Source organism: Lactobacillus johnsonii (genome assembly GCF_013487865.1).
In the GTDB taxonomy this organism is placed as follows: Bacteria; Bacillota; Bacilli; order Lactobacillales; family Lactobacillaceae; genus Lactobacillus; species Lactobacillus johnsonii_A.
The window spans coordinates 147,176-165,870 of record NZ_CP047409.1 but is presented as its reverse complement, the minus strand read 5'-3'; the positions used below and the strand labels follow the sequence as shown (position 1 = coordinate 165,870).

At 32.6% G+C, this 18,695-nt stretch carries 19 protein-coding genes; 1 reads left to right on the top strand and 18 read right to left on the bottom strand.

Features of this window, described 5'->3' with window-relative positions; genetic code table 11:
* Window positions 1-35: 35 nt before the first annotated feature.
* The 18 genes from nrdG to GTO82_RS00710 form a co-directional block, all read right to left on the bottom strand.
* Window positions 36-749, bottom strand: a complete 714-nt coding sequence (gene nrdG, locus GTO82_RS00795; protein WP_004898590.1) for an anaerobic ribonucleoside-triphosphate reductase activating protein — start codon at window positions 747-749, stop codon at window positions 36-38.
* On the bottom strand, window positions 749-2,959 hold the full coding sequence (gene nrdD / locus GTO82_RS00790; protein ID WP_180873430.1) for an anaerobic ribonucleoside-triphosphate reductase: 2,211 nt from the start codon (window positions 2,957-2,959) through the stop codon (window positions 749-751). Before nrdD ends, nrdG begins: the two co-directional genes overlap by 1 nt.
* A gap of 234 nt (window positions 2,960-3,193) precedes the next feature.
* Entirely contained in the window at window positions 3,194-3,721 is a 528-nt protein-coding gene (locus tag GTO82_RS00785; protein ID WP_180873429.1) for a hypothetical protein, read from the bottom strand.
* On the bottom strand, window positions 3,700-4,056 hold the full coding sequence (locus GTO82_RS00780; protein ID WP_180873428.1) for a hypothetical protein: 357 nt from the start codon (window positions 4,054-4,056) through the stop codon (window positions 3,700-3,702). The genes GTO82_RS00785 and GTO82_RS00780 overlap by 22 nt, the downstream gene beginning before the upstream one ends.
* Window positions 4,057-4,312: 256 nt before the next feature.
* Window positions 4,313-5,740, bottom strand: coding sequence for a hypothetical protein (locus tag GTO82_RS00775; RefSeq protein WP_180873427.1), 1,428 nt, complete (start codon window positions 5,738-5,740; stop codon window positions 4,313-4,315).
* On the bottom strand, window positions 5,655-6,362 hold the full coding sequence (locus GTO82_RS00770; RefSeq protein ID WP_180873426.1) for an ATP-binding cassette domain-containing protein: 708 nt from the start codon (window positions 6,360-6,362) through the stop codon (window positions 5,655-5,657). Before GTO82_RS00770 ends, GTO82_RS00775 begins: the two co-directional genes overlap by 86 nt.
* Window positions 6,363-6,406: 44 nt before the next feature.
* Window positions 6,407-6,622 carry a hypothetical protein gene (locus tag GTO82_RS00765; protein ID WP_180873425.1) on the bottom strand — a complete coding sequence of 72 codons (216 nt, stop codon included), beginning with the start codon at window positions 6,620-6,622 and terminating at the stop codon, window positions 6,407-6,409.
* Between the two features lie 338 nt (window positions 6,623-6,960).
* The gene (locus tag GTO82_RS00760; RefSeq protein WP_180873424.1) at window positions 6,961-7,794 is read right to left on the bottom strand and encodes a helix-turn-helix domain-containing protein; all 834 of its coding nucleotides are present in this window, start codon (window positions 7,792-7,794) and stop codon (window positions 6,961-6,963) included.
* 141 nt (window positions 7,795-7,935) lie between these two features.
* Complete coding sequence (locus GTO82_RS00755; protein ID WP_014566985.1) at window positions 7,936-9,267, bottom strand: carboxylate--amine ligase; 1,332 nt, start codon at window positions 9,265-9,267, stop codon at window positions 7,936-7,938.
* A gap of 29 nt (window positions 9,268-9,296) precedes the next feature.
* A complete protein-coding gene (gene asnB / locus GTO82_RS00750; protein ID WP_180873423.1) occupies window positions 9,297-11,246 on the bottom strand; it encodes an asparagine synthase (glutamine-hydrolyzing) in 1,950 nt (649 codons plus the stop codon).
* 60 nt (window positions 11,247-11,306) lie between these two features.
* Window positions 11,307-12,701: a metallophosphoesterase family protein gene (locus tag GTO82_RS00745; RefSeq protein ID WP_180873422.1), complete on the bottom strand. Its 1,395-nt coding sequence runs from the start codon at window positions 12,699-12,701 to the stop codon at window positions 11,307-11,309.
* 52 nt (window positions 12,702-12,753) lie between these two features.
* A complete protein-coding gene (locus GTO82_RS00740; RefSeq protein ID WP_004896098.1) occupies window positions 12,754-13,236 on the bottom strand; it encodes a hypothetical protein in 483 nt (160 codons plus the stop codon).
* A gap of 152 nt (window positions 13,237-13,388) precedes the next feature.
* Window positions 13,389-14,201 (bottom strand): phosphonate ABC transporter, permease protein PhnE, encoded by an 813-nt coding sequence (phnE, locus tag GTO82_RS00735; protein ID WP_180873421.1) that lies wholly within the window; start codon window positions 14,199-14,201, stop codon window positions 13,389-13,391.
* On the bottom strand, window positions 14,201-15,004 hold the full coding sequence (gene phnE / locus GTO82_RS00730) for a phosphonate ABC transporter, permease protein PhnE (RefSeq protein ID WP_011161351.1): 804 nt from the start codon (window positions 15,002-15,004) through the stop codon (window positions 14,201-14,203). Before phnE (GTO82_RS00730) ends, phnE (GTO82_RS00735) begins: the two co-directional genes overlap by 1 nt.
* Window positions 14,997-15,782: a phosphonate ABC transporter ATP-binding protein gene (phnC, locus tag GTO82_RS00725; RefSeq protein WP_011161350.1), complete on the bottom strand. Its 786-nt coding sequence runs from the start codon at window positions 15,780-15,782 to the stop codon at window positions 14,997-14,999. The genes phnE (GTO82_RS00730) and phnC overlap by 8 nt, the downstream gene beginning before the upstream one ends.
* 107 nt (window positions 15,783-15,889) lie before the next feature.
* Entirely contained in the window at window positions 15,890-16,819 is a 930-nt protein-coding gene (locus GTO82_RS00720; RefSeq protein WP_004898580.1) for a phosphate/phosphite/phosphonate ABC transporter substrate-binding protein, read from the bottom strand.
* Between the two features lie 73 nt (window positions 16,820-16,892).
* Window positions 16,893-17,036: a hypothetical protein gene (locus tag GTO82_RS00715; protein WP_180873420.1), complete on the bottom strand. Its 144-nt coding sequence runs from the start codon at window positions 17,034-17,036 to the stop codon at window positions 16,893-16,895.
* A gap of 185 nt (window positions 17,037-17,221) precedes the next feature.
* On the bottom strand, window positions 17,222-17,716 hold the full coding sequence (locus GTO82_RS00710; protein WP_004896111.1) for a universal stress protein: 495 nt from the start codon (window positions 17,714-17,716) through the stop codon (window positions 17,222-17,224).
* Window positions 17,717-17,889: 173 nt separating this feature from the next.
* On the opposite strand from GTO82_RS00710, the gene GTO82_RS00705 reads away from it, so the two are divergent.
* On the top strand, window positions 17,890-18,693 hold the full coding sequence (locus GTO82_RS00705; protein ID WP_180873419.1) for a tyrosine-protein phosphatase: 804 nt from the start codon (window positions 17,890-17,892) through the stop codon (window positions 18,691-18,693).
* The last annotated feature ends 2 nt before the right edge of the window (window positions 18,694-18,695 follow it).

The window sequence follows — 18,695 nt, the reverse complement described above, 5'->3', positions numbered from 1 at the left end:
AGAGAAACTCTCTTGTTTCCCTTATTCTATCAAATTTATCTAACCAGTTTATCCCAAATAACAACCTTATTAGCCTTGATTGATTTTTGAACATCAATAATTCGCTGGTTACTTGAACCACGAAATTGTAGTGTCAAATCTTTCAAATCATCCATGAAACGTCCATCAACTAAAATATCAATCTTTGAAAGCATTTCTTTCTTATCAGGAGTTTCTTTTTGAAGCTCATCCCAGGTATAGCCTGACCAAGACCAAATATCTTTACTATGTCCAAATTCCTTACGCACCCGGTTAATTAATTTCAAGCATACCCAAGTATTTAAAAAAGGTTCTCCACCTAATAAAGTTAGCCCCTGCACATAGGATTGAGACATATCTTCAATAATTTTATCTTCCAATTCTTGAGTATAAGGACGTCCATAATTAAAATTTTGGGCTGCTAAATTATAGCAACCAGGACAGTCAAACAAGCATCCACTCACATATAAGCTGCATCTAACCCCTTCACCATCAACAAAGTTAAATGGCTTATAGTCAGCAATTTTATGCTTAGAGTATTCTTCTGACTTCCATTCTTGGGGCTTGGGATTCTTCGGTTTTCTATGTTGTTGTTTTAACTTTTTGGCATGTTCAACTTGCGGCTTATATTGATTAGAATCAACAAAGATTGTATCTCCACCAACATTAACCTTAATTAAATTTCCTCGAACATCAGGACCTTCTTGATTATTCTTATCTTTCTCTGGCATCAGTATTCGTCATTCTTTCTAACTTCATCCTTAGCCATCTTTTCTTCCATTCCCATATTCAAGTGTTTTACACGGTGGACAATTTCTTCATGACGACCATGAACCATTGGACGTTTCAAAGGATTGCCTAGATAACCACAAGTACGCTTTACACAGTCACAAGTTTCTGGATCATGATTTCCACATTGTGGACATTCAAAGCCTTTAGCGGTTGCCTTAAATTCACCCTTAAAACCACACTTGTAGCATTGATCAATTGGAGTGTTAGTTCCTAAGTATCCTACTTTATCATAAGCCCAATCCCAGACAGCCTCTAGTGCCTTCGGATTTTGCTTAAGGTTTGGATATTCACAATAATGAATGAATCCACCTGCAGCATAGAATGGATATGGAGCTTCAAAAGCTAATTTTTCAAATGGAGTTGGGTGTTTTCTTACATCATAGTGGAAAGAATTCGTGTAATATTCCTTATCCGTGATATCTTTAACCTTACCGAATTTTTTAGTATCCAGGCGACAAAATCTATCAGTCAAACTTTCACTTGGAGTTGAATATACACTGTAGTGATAGTGATTTGGATCTTCTTTTTCCCATTTAGCGCAGTAATCGTGAAGTTCTTTAACAATATTAATAGTAAATTGGTGCGCTTCCTCATTATGTTCCCAATTAGGACCATAAAAGACTGTACCAACTTCATAAAGTCCAATATAGCCTAAGGAAACTGTACAGCGTCCATTTTTGAAAAGATCATTTACATTATCTTCTGCATTTAGTCTTTTACCAAAAGCACCATATTCATAAAGAATTGGAGCATTATCAGGCATAGCATCAGTACAACGTTTAGCCTTAATTTGCAAAGCTTCATGAGCTGTTTGGACCTTTTCTCTAAAGATTTGCCAGAATAAGTCTTTATCTCCTTTTGATTCCATGGCAATTCTAGGTAGGTTTAAAGTAACAACACCTAAGTTCATACGACCGGAATTTACTTCTTTACCAGTTTCTGGATCTTTCCAACCTTGTAAGAAGGAACGGCAACCCATTGGAGCTTTAAATGATCCAGTAATTTTCTTAATCATGTCATAACTAACAATATCTGGATACATACGTTTAGTAGAACATTCCAAAGCTAATTCCTTGATATCATAGTTTGGATCTCCAGGATGTAAGTTAAGTCCCTTCTTTAGCGTAAAGACTAACTTAGGAAAGATAGCTGTTCTTTTGTCTTTTCCTAAACCTTCAATTCTAATCTTTAAGATTGCTTTTTGGATTTCACGTTCAATCCAGGATGTTCCTAATCCAAATCCTAAAGTAGTAAATGGAGTTTGCCCTTGGCTTGAAAATAGGGTATTAATTTCATATTCAAGAGCTTGCATAGCATCATAGATATCTTTTTTTGTCCGCTTAACTGCAAAAGCCTTGATCTTTTCTTCATCGTCAAAGAATTCGCTAGCTTCTTTAATATTCTTGTGATAATTCTTTTCAGCATATGGAGCCAAAACTTCATCTACTCTGTCGGCAGAACAGCCCCCATATTGACTAGAAGCAACATTAGCAATAATTTGAGACATTTGAGCAGTTGCTGTCTCGATTGAATGAGGAGATTCAATATTTGCATTTCCGATTGTAAATCCATGGCTTAGCATTTCTTTAAAGTCAATCAAACAACAGTTAGTTAGAGGACTGAGCGGTGTGTAATCTAAGTCATGCCAGTGAATGTCACCACGCAAGTGTGCCTTAGCAATATGTTCTGGCATCATCGTTAAACCAATTGTTTTACCAACTACACCGGCTGTTAAATCACGCTGAGTTGAAAAAACACGTGAGTCTTTATTAGCATTTTCATTAACAATTGTTGGATCATGATGAACTAAGCGATCCAGACGGTTAGTAGTCTCAGTTTGCTTCTTAAAATTAGCTTCGTCTTCTCTACGATAATCAACATAAGCATTTGCTTCATCACTAAAGCCGAGTTCGATTAATGTTTGAACAAATGCATCTGCTATTTTCTCAGTAGAAGTCTGCTTTGCACCATTTAATTTTTGAAGGATAGCAGGTAGAATATCTGCTTCATGTTCAGTCAGATGCAAGCTATCTAAAACCATTTCAATTTTGTAAAGAGCAAAAGGATAGATGCTACCGTCTCTTTTAATGGCTGTTTCTGGCAGCGTCATTTGAGTAATTGATTTAATTTGAGCATCTTGTTGTAACATGGTTATTCTCTTCTTTCACAATATCTATGGTTCTATTTTATCAGAAACTACATGATATTGTAGGTATTGACATTTTGAATCATATATATTGTATTAAGCAAAAGTCACGTCTAGCAAGAGAGAGGCTCATTTTCAAAATTTTCTATAATTAGTAAAGTAGTCAAAAAAATACCCCTAAAGAACCAAAGTTCCTTAGGGAGTATTTTTTAGGAAAAAGAACAAAACCTAAGATTTTCAATTTTTATACCATATACACATTTGATTTAATTCCACTTCTAGTTTTCTTTTTTGAGAAGACGTCATCTTTTTCATTTCAGCATTATGTCCTGGTACAGTAGCAATATGATTTTTTATTTTTCCGTCATGATTAATCATGATGATTAAAGGAACAACTAATCTTTTTTTATTTATATAGTGAATAAAAAATTGCTCCAAAACTATGTTATCTTTACTAGTATAAGCCGATGACCGTGTATCTACTACATATGCTTTTAATTTATTCTTTTTTAAAACGGTATTAAATACTGGTAATAATTCTTGACACCAAGGACAACTAGGAAAACCAAAATAGTATATTCCAGATTTTTTTGCTTTTAAGGATGCTAGAGTCCTAGATGGATCCTCATGAATAAATTGTGCAGTCTGATCGTTATAAGTTCCTGTTCCACCACTTTCTTTATTTACAAATTTAGTACTTATTAAAAATAAAGTAGGAAGTACAACACAAATCACAATTATACTTAATAATTTTTTCTTTTCCATAATTTTAAAATAGCATATACAGCTACTTCCCCATCTGTTGTTATAGGCAATAAATTTATAATATTTAATATACCAAGTATTTTAACTAATATAAATTCCGATATATTTGGCAAAATTGCAGTTACTGAAATTACAATTATTGGCGCACTTATTGCAACAAAAAATATTTTTATATATTCATGACTATTTTTATACCTCACAATTGGCGTTCCAGCTTTAGATATAATAAACTTGGGAGAAAGTCCTAATACTTTCGCTGTCGCAAAATGGGTAATTTCATGTAAAAATAAAACAAACGCAAATGAAGTTATAAATATAATCAAAAATTTTATCATTTTTTTATTTTTTCTCTATAAAAAACAAAGACAAATAGTTCACAAAGAAAGACAAAGATTATATATGTCAATAGTGTATACCATGTTAGAGAAAACGTTGTATTAAGATACTGAGGCGTCATTTTAGTAACTATCTTTAACCCAAATATTGTTGTTCTAACACTCGTTCCATTAATACTAAATAAAACTATAATATAATCAAGTAAAAAACAAATTAAATATATAAAACTACTTACAGTAAAAACTTTATAGTATTTCATAAGTCCTTTTTTCTCCCATTTTTTATAGTTATGTACACACATCCTATTAATAAAATGCATATTCCATATAATAGTTGAGAAACAGCTAATGATAGAGATATTAAAATAATTACGATTATAATTAAGATAGAGGACAAAGTCTCATTAAGATTTCCATATGATTTTGGTAATAAAAAACCTAATATGATAGACGATAAATATATTGTTAGGCCAAAAACAAATGCTTCTCCATTTTTCAATTGATAAAAAGACAATATTAAAGTTGGAAATAGGATTATTCCTCCTGTTAGAATAATAGCCAGTAATTCAAAAATTATCTTTACTCTAAAAAAATCAAAATATGATCGTACTTTTAAGCTAGAATTAGCATAATTAATTCCTACCACACCAATTAACGGAAAAATAAATAACATATTAGAGAAAGTGATTGTCAGAGAATTATAAAGTAAGGAGTATAAAAATACTGTTACTATAACTAGACTTGTATATATATAATTAGGTGTTCTGAGAATAGCGGCAAAAACTAGTTTAAATTCGCTCAGTAGATTTGGAAGATATATATTTATATATTTATTATTTTTAAAAATCATACTTTGAAACTTTAATTTATCAGTAATAAATATCATTATTCCTAATATAGTTATTGCACAAATCAAAATAATTAACATTAAAAGCAACATAGACGATTTTGCATGTCCAATCTGATAATCAATTTTAAATCTAATAACGAAGAAATATATGGAATCCATTAGGACTAAAAATATGTCCGTAAATCTGATAAGAAACTTTAGATTGTTTTCATAGCTAAATGAGGAAATAATCTCGTAAATAAAATCTATAACTAAAAATGTATCAACATATATTAAATGAAATTCTAAGAGCAAGACAATCCAACCTATAAAGTTAACTCTAATTAACCTAACTGTTGGCATTACAATAATTAAAATTAATTCAAAAATTATCAATGCAAGAAATAATTTTAATATCTTATTAGCTATACGTATTTCATCATCCGAATAAGGAAGCACCTTAGCAATAAACAATGATGTGGTAGTTAGATTAAGCGTAGAGTTTACTAAAACACATATTAAAACTCCAAAAATAATACACATATTGCACAAACTACTTACCGTCATTTTCGCCGCAATTACATAATTCTTATTATCAATTAACGCCGCCATATTTGAAATAGATGATAATTGGTACATATTAATTAAGAAATAAAAATAATATATACCAGTTAAACACACAGCAAACACAATTAAATTTATCTTTTTTTTTAAAAATGGTCTATTTAAAATCCCATGCAATGAATCATTGAGAAAAAATTTAAATAGATCAAAAATATTTTTCCATTTTTTGTAGTTTTGAATATAAATTTCCTTCCTTCTTGATTTTCTCCACAATTTCTTCTGCTGTTCCACTTACCTCAACAATCTTTCCATTTTTCATAAGTCGAATATCAGTAGGAAAAGTTTTAAGTATACTAGGTTCATGAGAAACAATAATAACTTTTTTCTTTTTTCCTAATTCACTCAGCATTTTTTGAACTAAAATAGATGTCTCAAAATCTAGTCCATTAAAAACCTCATCCACTAATATTAGAGATACATCAGACGCAGCCATAATTGCTAACTGTATCTTTTTTTTCATTCCATAAGAATAAGTTTCAATAGTTTTATTTAAATATTTATCTATTTCCAACCATTTAGCACATTGTAAAAAAATGGAATACTTACTGTTTGGATAATGATTTAAAATAAACTTCGAATATTCTTTAGCGGTCATGTATTCAGGTAAGTAAAAATCAGAAGGAATATAGAAAACCTGTTCTTTAAATTTTTTATTCTCAGGAGTAAAACCATTTAATTCTATTGAACCCCCATCTTTTTTTAAAATTCCAACAATAGTATCTAAAAAGGTCGTTTTACCTGCTCCATTTATTCCTACAATAACACTGACTCCATTATCATAAAAAGTAGTAGTAATACCGTTCAAAATTTCTCTTTTACCTAGTTTTTTATATAACCTATTTACTTTAAACATAATTTCATGAAAAAGTTGAAAGCAATATTGCTTTCAACTTTATCCTATCGTTTACATCCTATACCCATTTCCCATACTTTTGGCCAGCCCAGTTTTACATTACCAGTAAAACTGTATCCTCTACTAGTGCAGTAAAATGCATAGGAGAACACACTTACAAAAACAACAAGAGCAACAATTATCCAAATCCATTTATTTTGAATATATTTTTCATATCTGCTCTCAAGCATAGTAGAATATAATTCTATTGCATTATTCATAGTTATTCAGTCCTTTCTTTATTTACTTTTGATTTTAAATCTAAAAATAAAAATTAAAGCTAATTTGTAATAAATTTATAACAAATTTTCAAAAACTAAATATCAATTTATGCAAAAAGACTGATATACCCATGTTATTTTAAAACAAGATAATATCAGTCTTTATAGTAAACAAAGTTTTTCTCAATAAGTACTCTTTATTCTCTATTTAAATAATTTGTTGAAAATAATTGTTAATTGCCACCAAGTCATGACTATCACCGAACCTTTCTTTTTTATTTTTTCATCTTAGCATAAGCAACGCTCATATTTATTGCATTGTATTATATTTATTACAGCTATGTCGGCCAGCTACCTATAAGATCTTCATATCCATATTCTATTAAAATTTTTTGAATATTAGCTAATTCCTGTTGATCATTTTCAAATAATGCCAACATATAATACGCATGAAATCTATATATCATAAAATGAAACGATGTTACGTTATTTAAAATATAATCAATAATTTCTTTAATAAAGCAGGCATCTTCCGCACTTTTATACTTTTTTTGATCGTAACAAGTTACTAGATAGTTTTCGAAAATTCTAACATATCTTTCTAGCATTAATTCCGACTCTACTTTTTTTCTCTGTACTGTATGCAATAAATGTTTTATACGAGAAGATAAGATTTCATGTTTCCATAAAGGCATTGTATTAGCTAATAATCTTAAAAGTGCTGGTGATTTAATCCAATTCTCTTTATCAAATTCTTTATATATTTTTTGACATATTTCGTCATTTATATCATCCAGTTGATTATTAAAGTAAGCAGCTGTTACTTGCGCTCTAAGTTTTAGTATTTCATCAGAAGATGACCGAATAATTTTATTTTTGTAATAATTTATACTCTTAATATTTTTAGAATTAACAGCATACTCCATTTTATTTTGTAGCATTCTATCTATTTGAGTTTCTGACGTTACATAAGAGTCCATTACCAAATTATAAAAATAATTTATATCTACTTCATGCTTAATTAAAAGCATTATTAAGCTTTCGGCTCTAATTCCACTTTTTCCACTTTCAACAAGTGCATAAAAAGGTCTCTGTACTATTCCCTCACACATTTTAGCTTGACTTAATCCTAAATTAAGTCGAACTTCTCGCAAAGCTTCTCCAATTTTCAAATTACTCTCCTTCTTAATCAATACAAATTAATCAATTTTTCTGTTAGTATAATATATGCAATCTAAAAATAACAGTTTCTATTTTAAAAAATATAAAAAATACCTCTAAAGAGCAAAAACTCCTTAGAGGTATTTTTCTAATTAAATTTCATTTTCATGGTTTTCTTGTTGACCATCACGAAGAGCTTGTTTTTCTAATTTTTTAGCTTCTTCTTCAAAATATTGGCCCTTATTTACTTGGTAGTACTTCTTATATCTAGCATAGTAGTTATGGAACATGTAGTGCATCAATAACCAACGTTTTAAACTACGATCTTTATCATAGAAGACAGTTGTACCGTAGTGACCCTCATCAATTAACTTTTCAGCTAGGCGTTTTGAACCGTTGTCATAAGCATATTCCTTAAAGATCTTCTTTGGAACACCAAGCCACAACATATAGTTAGCCCCATCTTTATTTCCATAAACTGTTGGCTTGTCCTTTAAATTATCTTCAACATAGTCATCTACATACCACTTGGCTAAGTTATAACCATTTAAAGTTACGTAGAAACTTGAACGACCTTGACGGAGGTTGATCTCAAAGAATTTGTATTCTCCATCTCTTGGATCGTACTTAATGTCAAAGTTAGCCATACCAGTATAGTTCAATTTTTCAAGGAATGATTGAACAGTATCGTAAAGCTTTTGACTGAAGGCTGGCAAAATTGCCATGTAATTACCGATAGATTGAGGAGTTGGGTCTTCAAGAAGTGGGTGACCTAAGCACATCATCTTAACCTTGTGATCTTTATCAACATAAGCATTAAGAACACGCATGTTAGAATCATCGCCTGGAATGAAATCTTGTAAAATCAAGTCTTCAGTATAACCATTAGTATAGATTTTACCAACGATATCTACTAATTCTGCCTCATCGTGAATAGTAAAGGCTTTTTTACGGCCTTCAAATTGACAATTCAACCATGAAACTGGATCTTCTGGCTTCAATTCAACTGGATAATCAAACGGTAAATTCAAATAATTTTCAGCCTTATAGTCATCCATAGTCACAATCTTAGTGTGTGGATATGGAAGACCATACTTTTCAGCAATTTCGTAGAAACCTTCTTTAGAAATTAGCTTCTCTAACAAATCATAATCAATGTAAGGAACAACAAAAGTATCCTTCAATTCATCCTTATGCTTAGCTAATAATTCTGCGTATCCATCTCCGCAAGCAATTAAAATGACTGGTTCTGGATGATTCTTGTATTCTTCAATTTTTTGCTTCATAACGTTCATAAAGCCTGGATCTTCTTCAAAACCTTCATGAACTTCTACATCAACAATTTTAGAATAGCGCGTTGCTGCTAATTGACTAGCAGCCCAAGCTTGAACCTTAATTCCATAAGCTTCGTTGAAGGAGCGAGCCATTCCGTAAACATTGATGTCACTACCGAGTAAAATAGGAGTAAATTTTGCTTGTACCATTCTGTATCCGTACTTCTCTCTAACTTTAATTAAACAAGTCTGCCACTTTCGATTAATTCTGCTACTTCTGGTTGAACATGTTGATACTTCTTAACAGTTTCATCATAGTCAACAAAGAATAACTTGTACCAAACTAAAAAAGTGTAAATAGCCCAAATTTGACGACGAGCTGAACCGTCGCCCTTGTAGTTATCATCAAGCAATTTAACAATCTTCTTTTGGTCAAAAATATCATCTACAAAGTCTTCAGTAAACAATTCTCTAACTTGTTTGTAAAATCTTGGTTCTTTAAGCCATTGCTTAATTGGAGTTGGGAAACCAAGCTTAGGTCTTTGAGCCCATTCTTCTGGTAAGACCTTCTCAGATGCTTTACGAAGAGCATATTTAGTATCGTGACGGTTAACTAAATATTTAGTTGGAATTGAGTTAGCAAGTTCTGCAATCTTCTTATCAAGATATGGCACACGTAATTCTAGAGAGTGAGCCATTGAGATCTTATCTGCTTTTTGCTCAATATCATTAAGCATAAAGTGGTGAAGATCAATATATTGCATTTGCTTAACTTCATCAATATTTTTAACTTTCTTAAAGTCTTCTTGATAAATACCGTTAACTGTCAGATCATTCTTATATTTATCACGCAAAATACCATTAGCATCTTTAGAAGTAAAGATAGTTGGATAGTCCATATCATAAATGACAGATTGTCCAACATAAAATTCACTTGGCTCTGCCAAGTTAGTGTACATATGTACTTTACCTGGGAAGTTAGGCATCTTCTTAATCTTATGAGCTAAACGAACACGACTCTTCTTAGGTAATTTCTTAAGGCCAGCAGTAAAGACCTTAATTACATCATTATGGGTATGCATTCCATAGTTAACGTAGCCTGCAAATAATTCATCAGCACCTTCACCAGAAAGTGCAACAGTAACATGCTTTCTAGCTAATTTACACAAGTACCATAATGGAATAATAGATGGGTTAGCATCTGGTTCGTCCATGTGATATTGCATTTCTGGGAAGTCGCGCATTGCTTCATCTGCATCAACTTTATCTGCAAAGAATTTCCAGCCGTGTAAGTCAGAAAGTGCCTTAGCCTTTGATGCTTCATTATATGTAGAATCATCAAAAGAAACTGAGAAGACATCTTCAGGATCAAGTAAACTAGTTAAGTAAGAAGAATCAATACCTTCAGACAAGAATGCACCAACTGGTACGTCCGCATTTCTGTATAAATCAACAGTTTCTTTTAAATCTTCATTGATTTTGTCTAAGGTTTCTTCAAAACTTAGACTATTTTCAACATACTTAGCATCCCAGTATTGATGAGTCTTCATTTTGCCATCTTTATATTCAAACCAGTGACCTGCTGGGAAGCGGTAAACAGCCTTAAAGAAAGTTTCCTTTAAGTCATTATATTGGTTCATTAAGTATGGCTTAACTGCTTCAGTATTTAATTCCTTTTTAAATCCTGGGTAAGCTAAGAAGCTCTTCAATTCACTCCCAACAATTAACTTACCATTTTGGTCTGAGTAGTACATTGGCTTAATTCCGAAGAAGTCACGAGCCCCATATAAAGTCTTGGTATTATCGTCCCAAATTACAAAGGCAAACATACCACGAACTTTCTTCAATAAGCCATCCATTCCCCATTCTTCATAGCCGTGAAGCAAAACTTCAGTATCAGCCTTAGTAGTAAAGGTATGACCTGCATCAATTAATTCTTTTCTTAATGGTTTAAAATTATAAATTTCCCCATTAAAAATAATTGCTCTACTTTTATCTTCATTAAAAATTGGTTGACTTCCACCACGAAGGTCAATAATTGACAAACGTCTAAAACCTAAAGCCACCTGATCATTAGTATATTTTCCATCAGAAGACGGACCACGGTGTTTAATTGTATCCATCATTCCTTGAATAGCACAGTCTTTATCCTTTAATTCAGGATCAAAAAACGCACAAATTCCACACATAAGTAACTTTCACCTCAAAATAAACAGTAGTCTTATTATAAGCTATTTACATTTCAAAAATTAAATTCGATAGAATCGTCTCTTAGAAGCAGCCCCATATCCAAATACTTGTAATAAATGTCTTTGAACATCAACATTTACTATATATCCAGCTGCTTCATTAGCATGATCCATCTGTCTATTCCAGCGCTTATTATATTGCGTAGTAAGCGCATGGTTAGGGCCCATTAGAGCCGAGCAATTAAAAAATATATATTGTATACCGTTAATGCGATATTGGTCTTCAGTATGACGGTGTCCACATAAATATGCAACTATTTTTGCATTTTTTATCTTTGTGAAATCAAAGCTGTTAGCTAGGGTAAATTCAGGAGGAACATCCCTTGAATTAAGGTATCCTTTTTCATGTTGATTAAAGGCAACCATTAATTCATGTAGAGAACGCCCATTAAATTTCAAGGCATTTGTTCCCTTGCGAGTAATAGGGTTTGCATGACTCATGAAAATAATTGTTTTACCATTTGAATTTTCAAGAATTTCGATAATTTCTTGCATCTGATCTTCACGAATCGCTAAAGCAAGTTTAGCATCGTATTTTTTCTTTCCTTGATCATCAAGCTCATAAGGTAAATCAGATGTATTGACTGTAATGATTCTGACGTCATCTTTATCAAAATATGCAACCCCGTGCTTGCGCGTGATATAGTGAATACCATCTTGTGCATACATACTTGGCCACATTATATCCTCAAATTCATTTTCTGGAAAACTAGCTCTCAGATCATGATGCTCATCAAATTTATCATTTTCATCGTGGTTACCCTTGATGACAGCAAAGTTAGTTTTTTTAGATCTAAACGTTCTAGACAAAGATATCAACTCTGCTTCGCCAACTAATCCTGGATCGGATCCATCCATCCAATCACCTAAATGAGCTTTTAAATCTAAAACATCTTTATCTTCAAGATAATTAAACTCTTTTATATGACGAAGTCCGTTATGTCCATAAAAATCAATACTGTCCGCATCTTTATAGTGTGTATCGGTTAAAACACCGATATTAATTGAATTATAGCCATTTCGGCTATGCTTTTTTACATAATCTACTAACTGATCTAATTGATCTTCAACGATATAACGACGCCCTGTTTGCTTATTAACAAATGCAGTATAACGGTTTAATCTTTTATCAAATTTTCGAACATAAGCTGGTGCTAAATCAGACGCATTAATCGAACGTAAAGCTTGGTGCAAAACATTGTCAGTATCTTTATAAACAATAAGCTTATATTCTTCACCATGTGGAGTTCCTTCAGGCGCTCCAACGTTATACTCACCAACAGTCATATACTTTTGCATTCCATCAAATGGAATATTATTTTTCTTTCGCATCATCTTCCGGGTTACACCGGAAAATTTATCAATCATACCCTTGGTTTTCTTGATAATTTTCATGATACTCTTCCCCACTCATCACACAAAAAAAGGCCTTTAGTTGGCCTTGGGGTTAATTATTTGCCAAAGCATTTGCGGCAAGACCCAATGATAAAACCGCATCTTTAGACAAAACCTTTTTCAAATCATTCGGAGCAATAGCTCTCACAGCGCCAATGACTTTTAAACTATATAAAAGTACATGTAAATCAGTGGCACGATCATAGCTACCATCTTGCAATGGATCCTCATGATTATAGGTCAAATTAATCTCATCTTGATCTACATATCCATCTACGTGGTTAGTTAAAATACGATCACTTAATTCACGCAATGGTTTATCTAAATGCAGTAAAGTTAATTTACCATCAGATTCACTATTGTAGTATTCATCTTGAGTCATATCAAAGTATTCTTCGATTGGCTTATCAAGAATATCCAAACTGTTAATTTCATTATAAATTCTCTTGGTATTCAGGTCTTGTTGGCCGTTGATAATTTTTTCTTGTGATAAAGCCATATCGTCAGCCAATGTCATGGTAGTTAAATTATCCATATTGTCCTCCTTGAAATACAACTTCCATTATAACAAAAAAGTTCTTTTTTTCCTGTACTTATCCATATTATAGGCAGATATTACAAAAAATTTTATAATTTGCCAAAATAAAAACGAGTAGTTCTGATCTTACTACTCGTTTTACTAATTAATTAAACTAATTTCTTTCGAATCCAGCCAGAAATCCAGTCAATAACAACAACCATGACAATAATACCAACTAGAATTACACCAACGCGATTCCATTGACGGTATTGCAAGGCAATGATTAATGGATAACCAATACCACCGGCACCAACTAAACCTAGAATAGATGCTGAACGAATTGAAACATCAAATCGATACAAAGTATTAGAAATCAAGGCCGGCATTAAGTTAGGCATTGTAGCAAATATAATAATGTTAAACTTAGATCCACCAGCTGCAGTAACGGCTTCATTTGCACCTTCTTCAAGGTTTTCAATTGCTTCTGAGAACAATTTAGCAAGCATACCAACTGAGTGGAAACCTAAAGCTAGTACACCGGCTGCAGAACCTGGTCCTACTGCCTTAATAAACATCAAAGCTAAAACAATTTCTGGGAATGAACGAATAACGGCTAATACAACTTTTCCTGAACGGGATGTATACCATTTCTTATGACGAGTATTAGCTGCCCAAAAGGCGAAAGGTAAAGAAATAATTGCAGAAATAAAAGTACCCAAGAAAGCAATACAGATTGTTTCCCATAATTGAGAAATTAAATCTTCACCACTTCCGTTATATACATATGACCAATCTGGATGAAAAATTCCGGCAACAATAGCTCCTGCGATTTGACCTGCACTTGCTTTTATTCCACCAAAATCCATTCCTACAAATGACCAAATAATTAAAATGATAGTAACAATGGCAATTGTCCAGTGTTGAACCTTCTTCTTAGTATCCACTGGTTTAGGAGGTAATTTTTTCATTGTAGTATCCATTATTTCATCAACGCCTCCCGAGATTTAGTAGAAATGTAGTCGATAATAACTACGACAACGATAATAACTAAGATAATCATACCGGTCTTAGCATAGTCAAAGACTTGAAGAGTTTGTTGTAAGTACAAACCAATACCACCGGCACCAATATATCCAAGAACTGTTGAAGCTCTGACATTAATTTCAAATGCATATAAAACATAAGAAATAAAGTAAGTAAGTATTTGTGGCATCACAGCAAAATGAATAATTTGTAGTTTATTTGCACCAACGGCTGTTAAAGCTTCGATTGGACCTGGGTCAATTGTTTCAATTGCTTCATAGAATAATTTAACAACCACACCAAATGTAAATACAGTTAAGGCTAGAACACCGGCAACTGGACCAATACCTACAACGGCAACAAAGATTGCACCTAAGAGTAGGTCTGGAATAGTTCTAACAATATTCATAATTATTCTTAGAATTCCAGTAACGGCCTTATTCTTAACAATATTTCTAGCGATTAAAAGAGAATAAACAAAGGCGATGGCTGATCCCATTACAGTTCCTAAAATTGCCATTTTAATTGTTTCAATTAAAAGTGGAACTGCCGTAGCGGCATATCCCCAATCGGGGTGACACATTTGAACAAAAATATCAGTGAATTGACTAAAGTTATTAAATAAAACACTAATATGGGTATTTGTTACATCTACTGAAAGAAAGAGACCTAAAACCATAATTACGACCCATACAAGGTTCATAATTTTGAATTTCTTTTTAGGCAATTCAGCTAAATGCTGTTCCTTAGATTTAGGCATCTTCTTCCCCTTTCTTGCCATTTCCACCATTGTAAATATCGTCAAAGACAGCTTGAGAAGTTTCACTCATCTTACCATCATAAACAATTTGACCTGCACGAACACCGATTACTCGATCTCCAAATTCCTTAGCAAGTTCTACGCTGTGAAGGTTAGCAACTACAGTCATCCCGTATTCTTCATTAAGCATCTTCAAATCATGCATAACTCGACGTGAAGTTTGAGGATCAAGTGAAGCTGTTGGTTCATCAGCTAAAATAATCTTAGGATTTTGAGTAAGCACACGGGCAATAGCAACACGTTGCTGTTGTCCACCGGAAAGTTGATCCGCACGAGTATAAACTTTATCTGCTAAGTCAACACGTTGCAATGCTTCATATGCTTTTTGCTTATCTTCCTTAGTAAATAAGTTAAAAGTTGTTTTCCAAGTTGGATAGTAACCTACTCGGCCAGTTAAAACATTGCGTAAAACACTTGAACGTTTAACTAAGTTAAAGCTTTGGAAAATCATTCCAATATCACGACGAATTTCGCGTAAGTCTTTACCCTTAGCAGAGGTAATTGACTTGCCATCAATTATAATATCTCCTTCTGAGACATCTTGTAGACGGTTAATTGAACGAAGTAAAGTAGATTTACCTGCACCAGATAGACCTACTACTACTATAAATTCTCCCTTATCAATATTTAAGTTAATATCCTTTAAACCAACTGTTCCGTTATCATAAATTTTACTAACGTTTTTTAGTTGAATCATCGGCTGATTAGTAGCTGCCATTTAATTTAAAAATCTCCTTAACATTATTTAAATTGACTACAGTGCATAAAAAGATAATCGTCTTTTAGAGACAATTATCTTTTACTAACTAAGCTTTATTTAATTGACTATTTCTTGTCCTTGGCAATAATCTTGTCATACTTACGAACAATATCGAAGTTACTGTCCTTAGACTTAGTGTAGCCTTCGTGACTATAAATTGATTCGATAATCTTCTTACCTTCTTTAGATTCACCAACTTCAATAAATGCCTTTGCAAGTTTCTTTTGGAAGGACTTAGACATATCACTTCTAACAGAAATAGTATCGTTAGGAATTGGCTTAGTGAAGTAAATTGGGACAACTTGGTCCATAATCTTAGGATTGTCTTTTTTAACAGTGTTACGAGCATCTTCAAACACAAATGCTGCGTCAGTATCACCATTTAATACATTCAAAACTGCTTGGTCTTGGCCAGTAACAGTAACTAACTTACAATCCTTTGGCACATCCAAACCTTTTTCTCCAAGTTCAGCAATTGGGAAAACATAACCTGCTGAAGAAGTTGGGTTTTGAACTGAAATACTCTTGCCTTTTAGATCCTTCCAAGATTTAATTTTAGAACCCTTCTTAACAAGAATTTCTGCTCTATAGTAATCAACTAATTTATTAGTTGCCTTACCACCAGGTTGCTTAACGCCGTAACGTTGAGATTGGAGTAAAACGTCAGCAGCTCCTTGTTTATGAGCTAATACATAACCATCAGGTGGTAAGAAACCAACATCAACTTTTTTAGATTTCATAGCTTCAACAACTGTGTTGTAATCAGTTGACATTGAAACATGAACTGGGATTCCAAGCTTTTTAGAAAGCATTTTTTCTAAAGGCTTAGCACGAGCTTCAAGCTTATTAGCAGCTTGACTAGGTACAAATTGGATAGTTAATGATTTTGGTGTATAACCATCCTTTGAACTGTTTGACTTGTTAGAACAAGCAGTTGCAACAACAGCAAGTAAAATTGCAAAAAGGCCTACTAAGACTTTTTTGAACTTTTTCATCATTTCCTCCTAATGAAAAACATTAAATGACAAATACAAAAAAAGACCCAATATGATGAGCTGACAAAAAGAGCTAATCACATTGAGCCAGAAAAGTCGCTAAAAAAACAACGAAAGCGCCAACACCAATGAAGACTGATTCACCAAAGGAATCAGCCCAAGAACGAGCCACTGAATTTTGGTTACGATTTATAATGTTGTAATCGAAATTCGCCATTATCGTTCTTCCTTTCCCTAGTACTAACGTTCGTTCTTAAGTATCATACCAAAAATATTCGTACTTGGGTACTATTATTTTAATGTAAGCGCTCGTAAATATTAATTTATTGAATTGGATCGATCCACTTTATAAAAAAACACTCTATCACTAATGATAGAGTGTTTTTTTATAATGTTCGTTTTTTAAAAGTACTTTTTCTTAGGCTTTGCAACCTTGTTATTATCAAGATCAGTCTTAACAATTAACACATCGGATAAAGCATGTTGGTTAACATAAGCAGTAACACTACCCATTAACATTCTTTCAACTGCGTTCATACCAGTTGCACCCATAATAATTAAATCGTTGTGGTGATCTTTAATAAAATCAACAGCAATAATTCTCTTAGGGGAGCCATAACGAATATGGTAAGAAACATCAGTAAAATTAAAGTGTTCCTTAGCCCATTCTTTTAGACTCTTTAAATACTCTTCGGAATCCTGCGTCATTTGATAAATGGTATCCCCAGAAATCAAAGTATCCTGCATTTCCCCCATAAATTGACGAGTATCAATAACATTCAATACATCCAGATGAGCATTGTTATCAAGAGCAATCTTTACTGCTTTATCAAACGCACGCTCTGCAGTTTCAGAACCATCAACAGGAACTAAAATGTTGTCATAATCTTCTACCATAAGAAATCATCTCCGCATGGAATTTGCATCTTTACATTGTAATTTTACCATTAATTATACCAATTAATAAGTTTGTTTTCTTTTTATAGATCTGAGAAAAATAAAATATCTAAGAAAAAATATGTTAAAGTAATAATACTGTATTTAAATAACTATAGTAAGGAAAAATACTAATGAGCGAAAATTATGAGACGAAATTAATTGGCATCCAAAATGGTCGCAATTTCCGCGAACTTGGAGGCTATAAGACTGTATCCGGTCAAACAATTAAATATAATAAATTACTTAGAACTGGTAATTTAGCTGATCTTTCTTCATCAGACTTAGAATTATTGCAAAAGCATGGCGTTAAGTATGACGTTGACTTTAGAACAGAAAAAGAAAAAAATGATCATCCTGATCGTGTTCCAGAAGGCGCTAAATATGTTTTTGATCCAGTTTTTAGTGATGATTTAACTAATGCATCTAAGGGGATCTTTGCTTTAGAAGAGAATGCCGAAAAAGATCCTAAATTTGGCTTTAAGCATATGTTCTTTGCTTATGAAGATATGATCAATGGACAAACTGCTCAAAAAGCTTACCGTAAATTCTTTGACATTTTGCTTACAAATGATAAAGACAAGAATGCTCTTCTTTTCCACTGTACTGCAGGAAAAGATCGGACAGGGTTTGGAGCTTTGTTAATCTTATCAGCATTAGGAGTACCTTTTACTACTATCAAATATGACTATACTCTGACTAATATCACAACAAAAAGTTTTGTTGATGCAATGCTTAAGCAAGCAGCCGCTGACGGCTCTAGCAAGCGTGTATTGCAGTCTATTAAGGATATTCAGTCAGTATATCCAGAATACTTAGACCATGCTGTACATGTCCTAAACCAGCAATACGGAGGAATTAATGAATATCTTCGTTCTACCATGAAACTCTCAAGCAGTGATATCATGGATCTTAGGAGAATCTATCTTGAGGATTGATA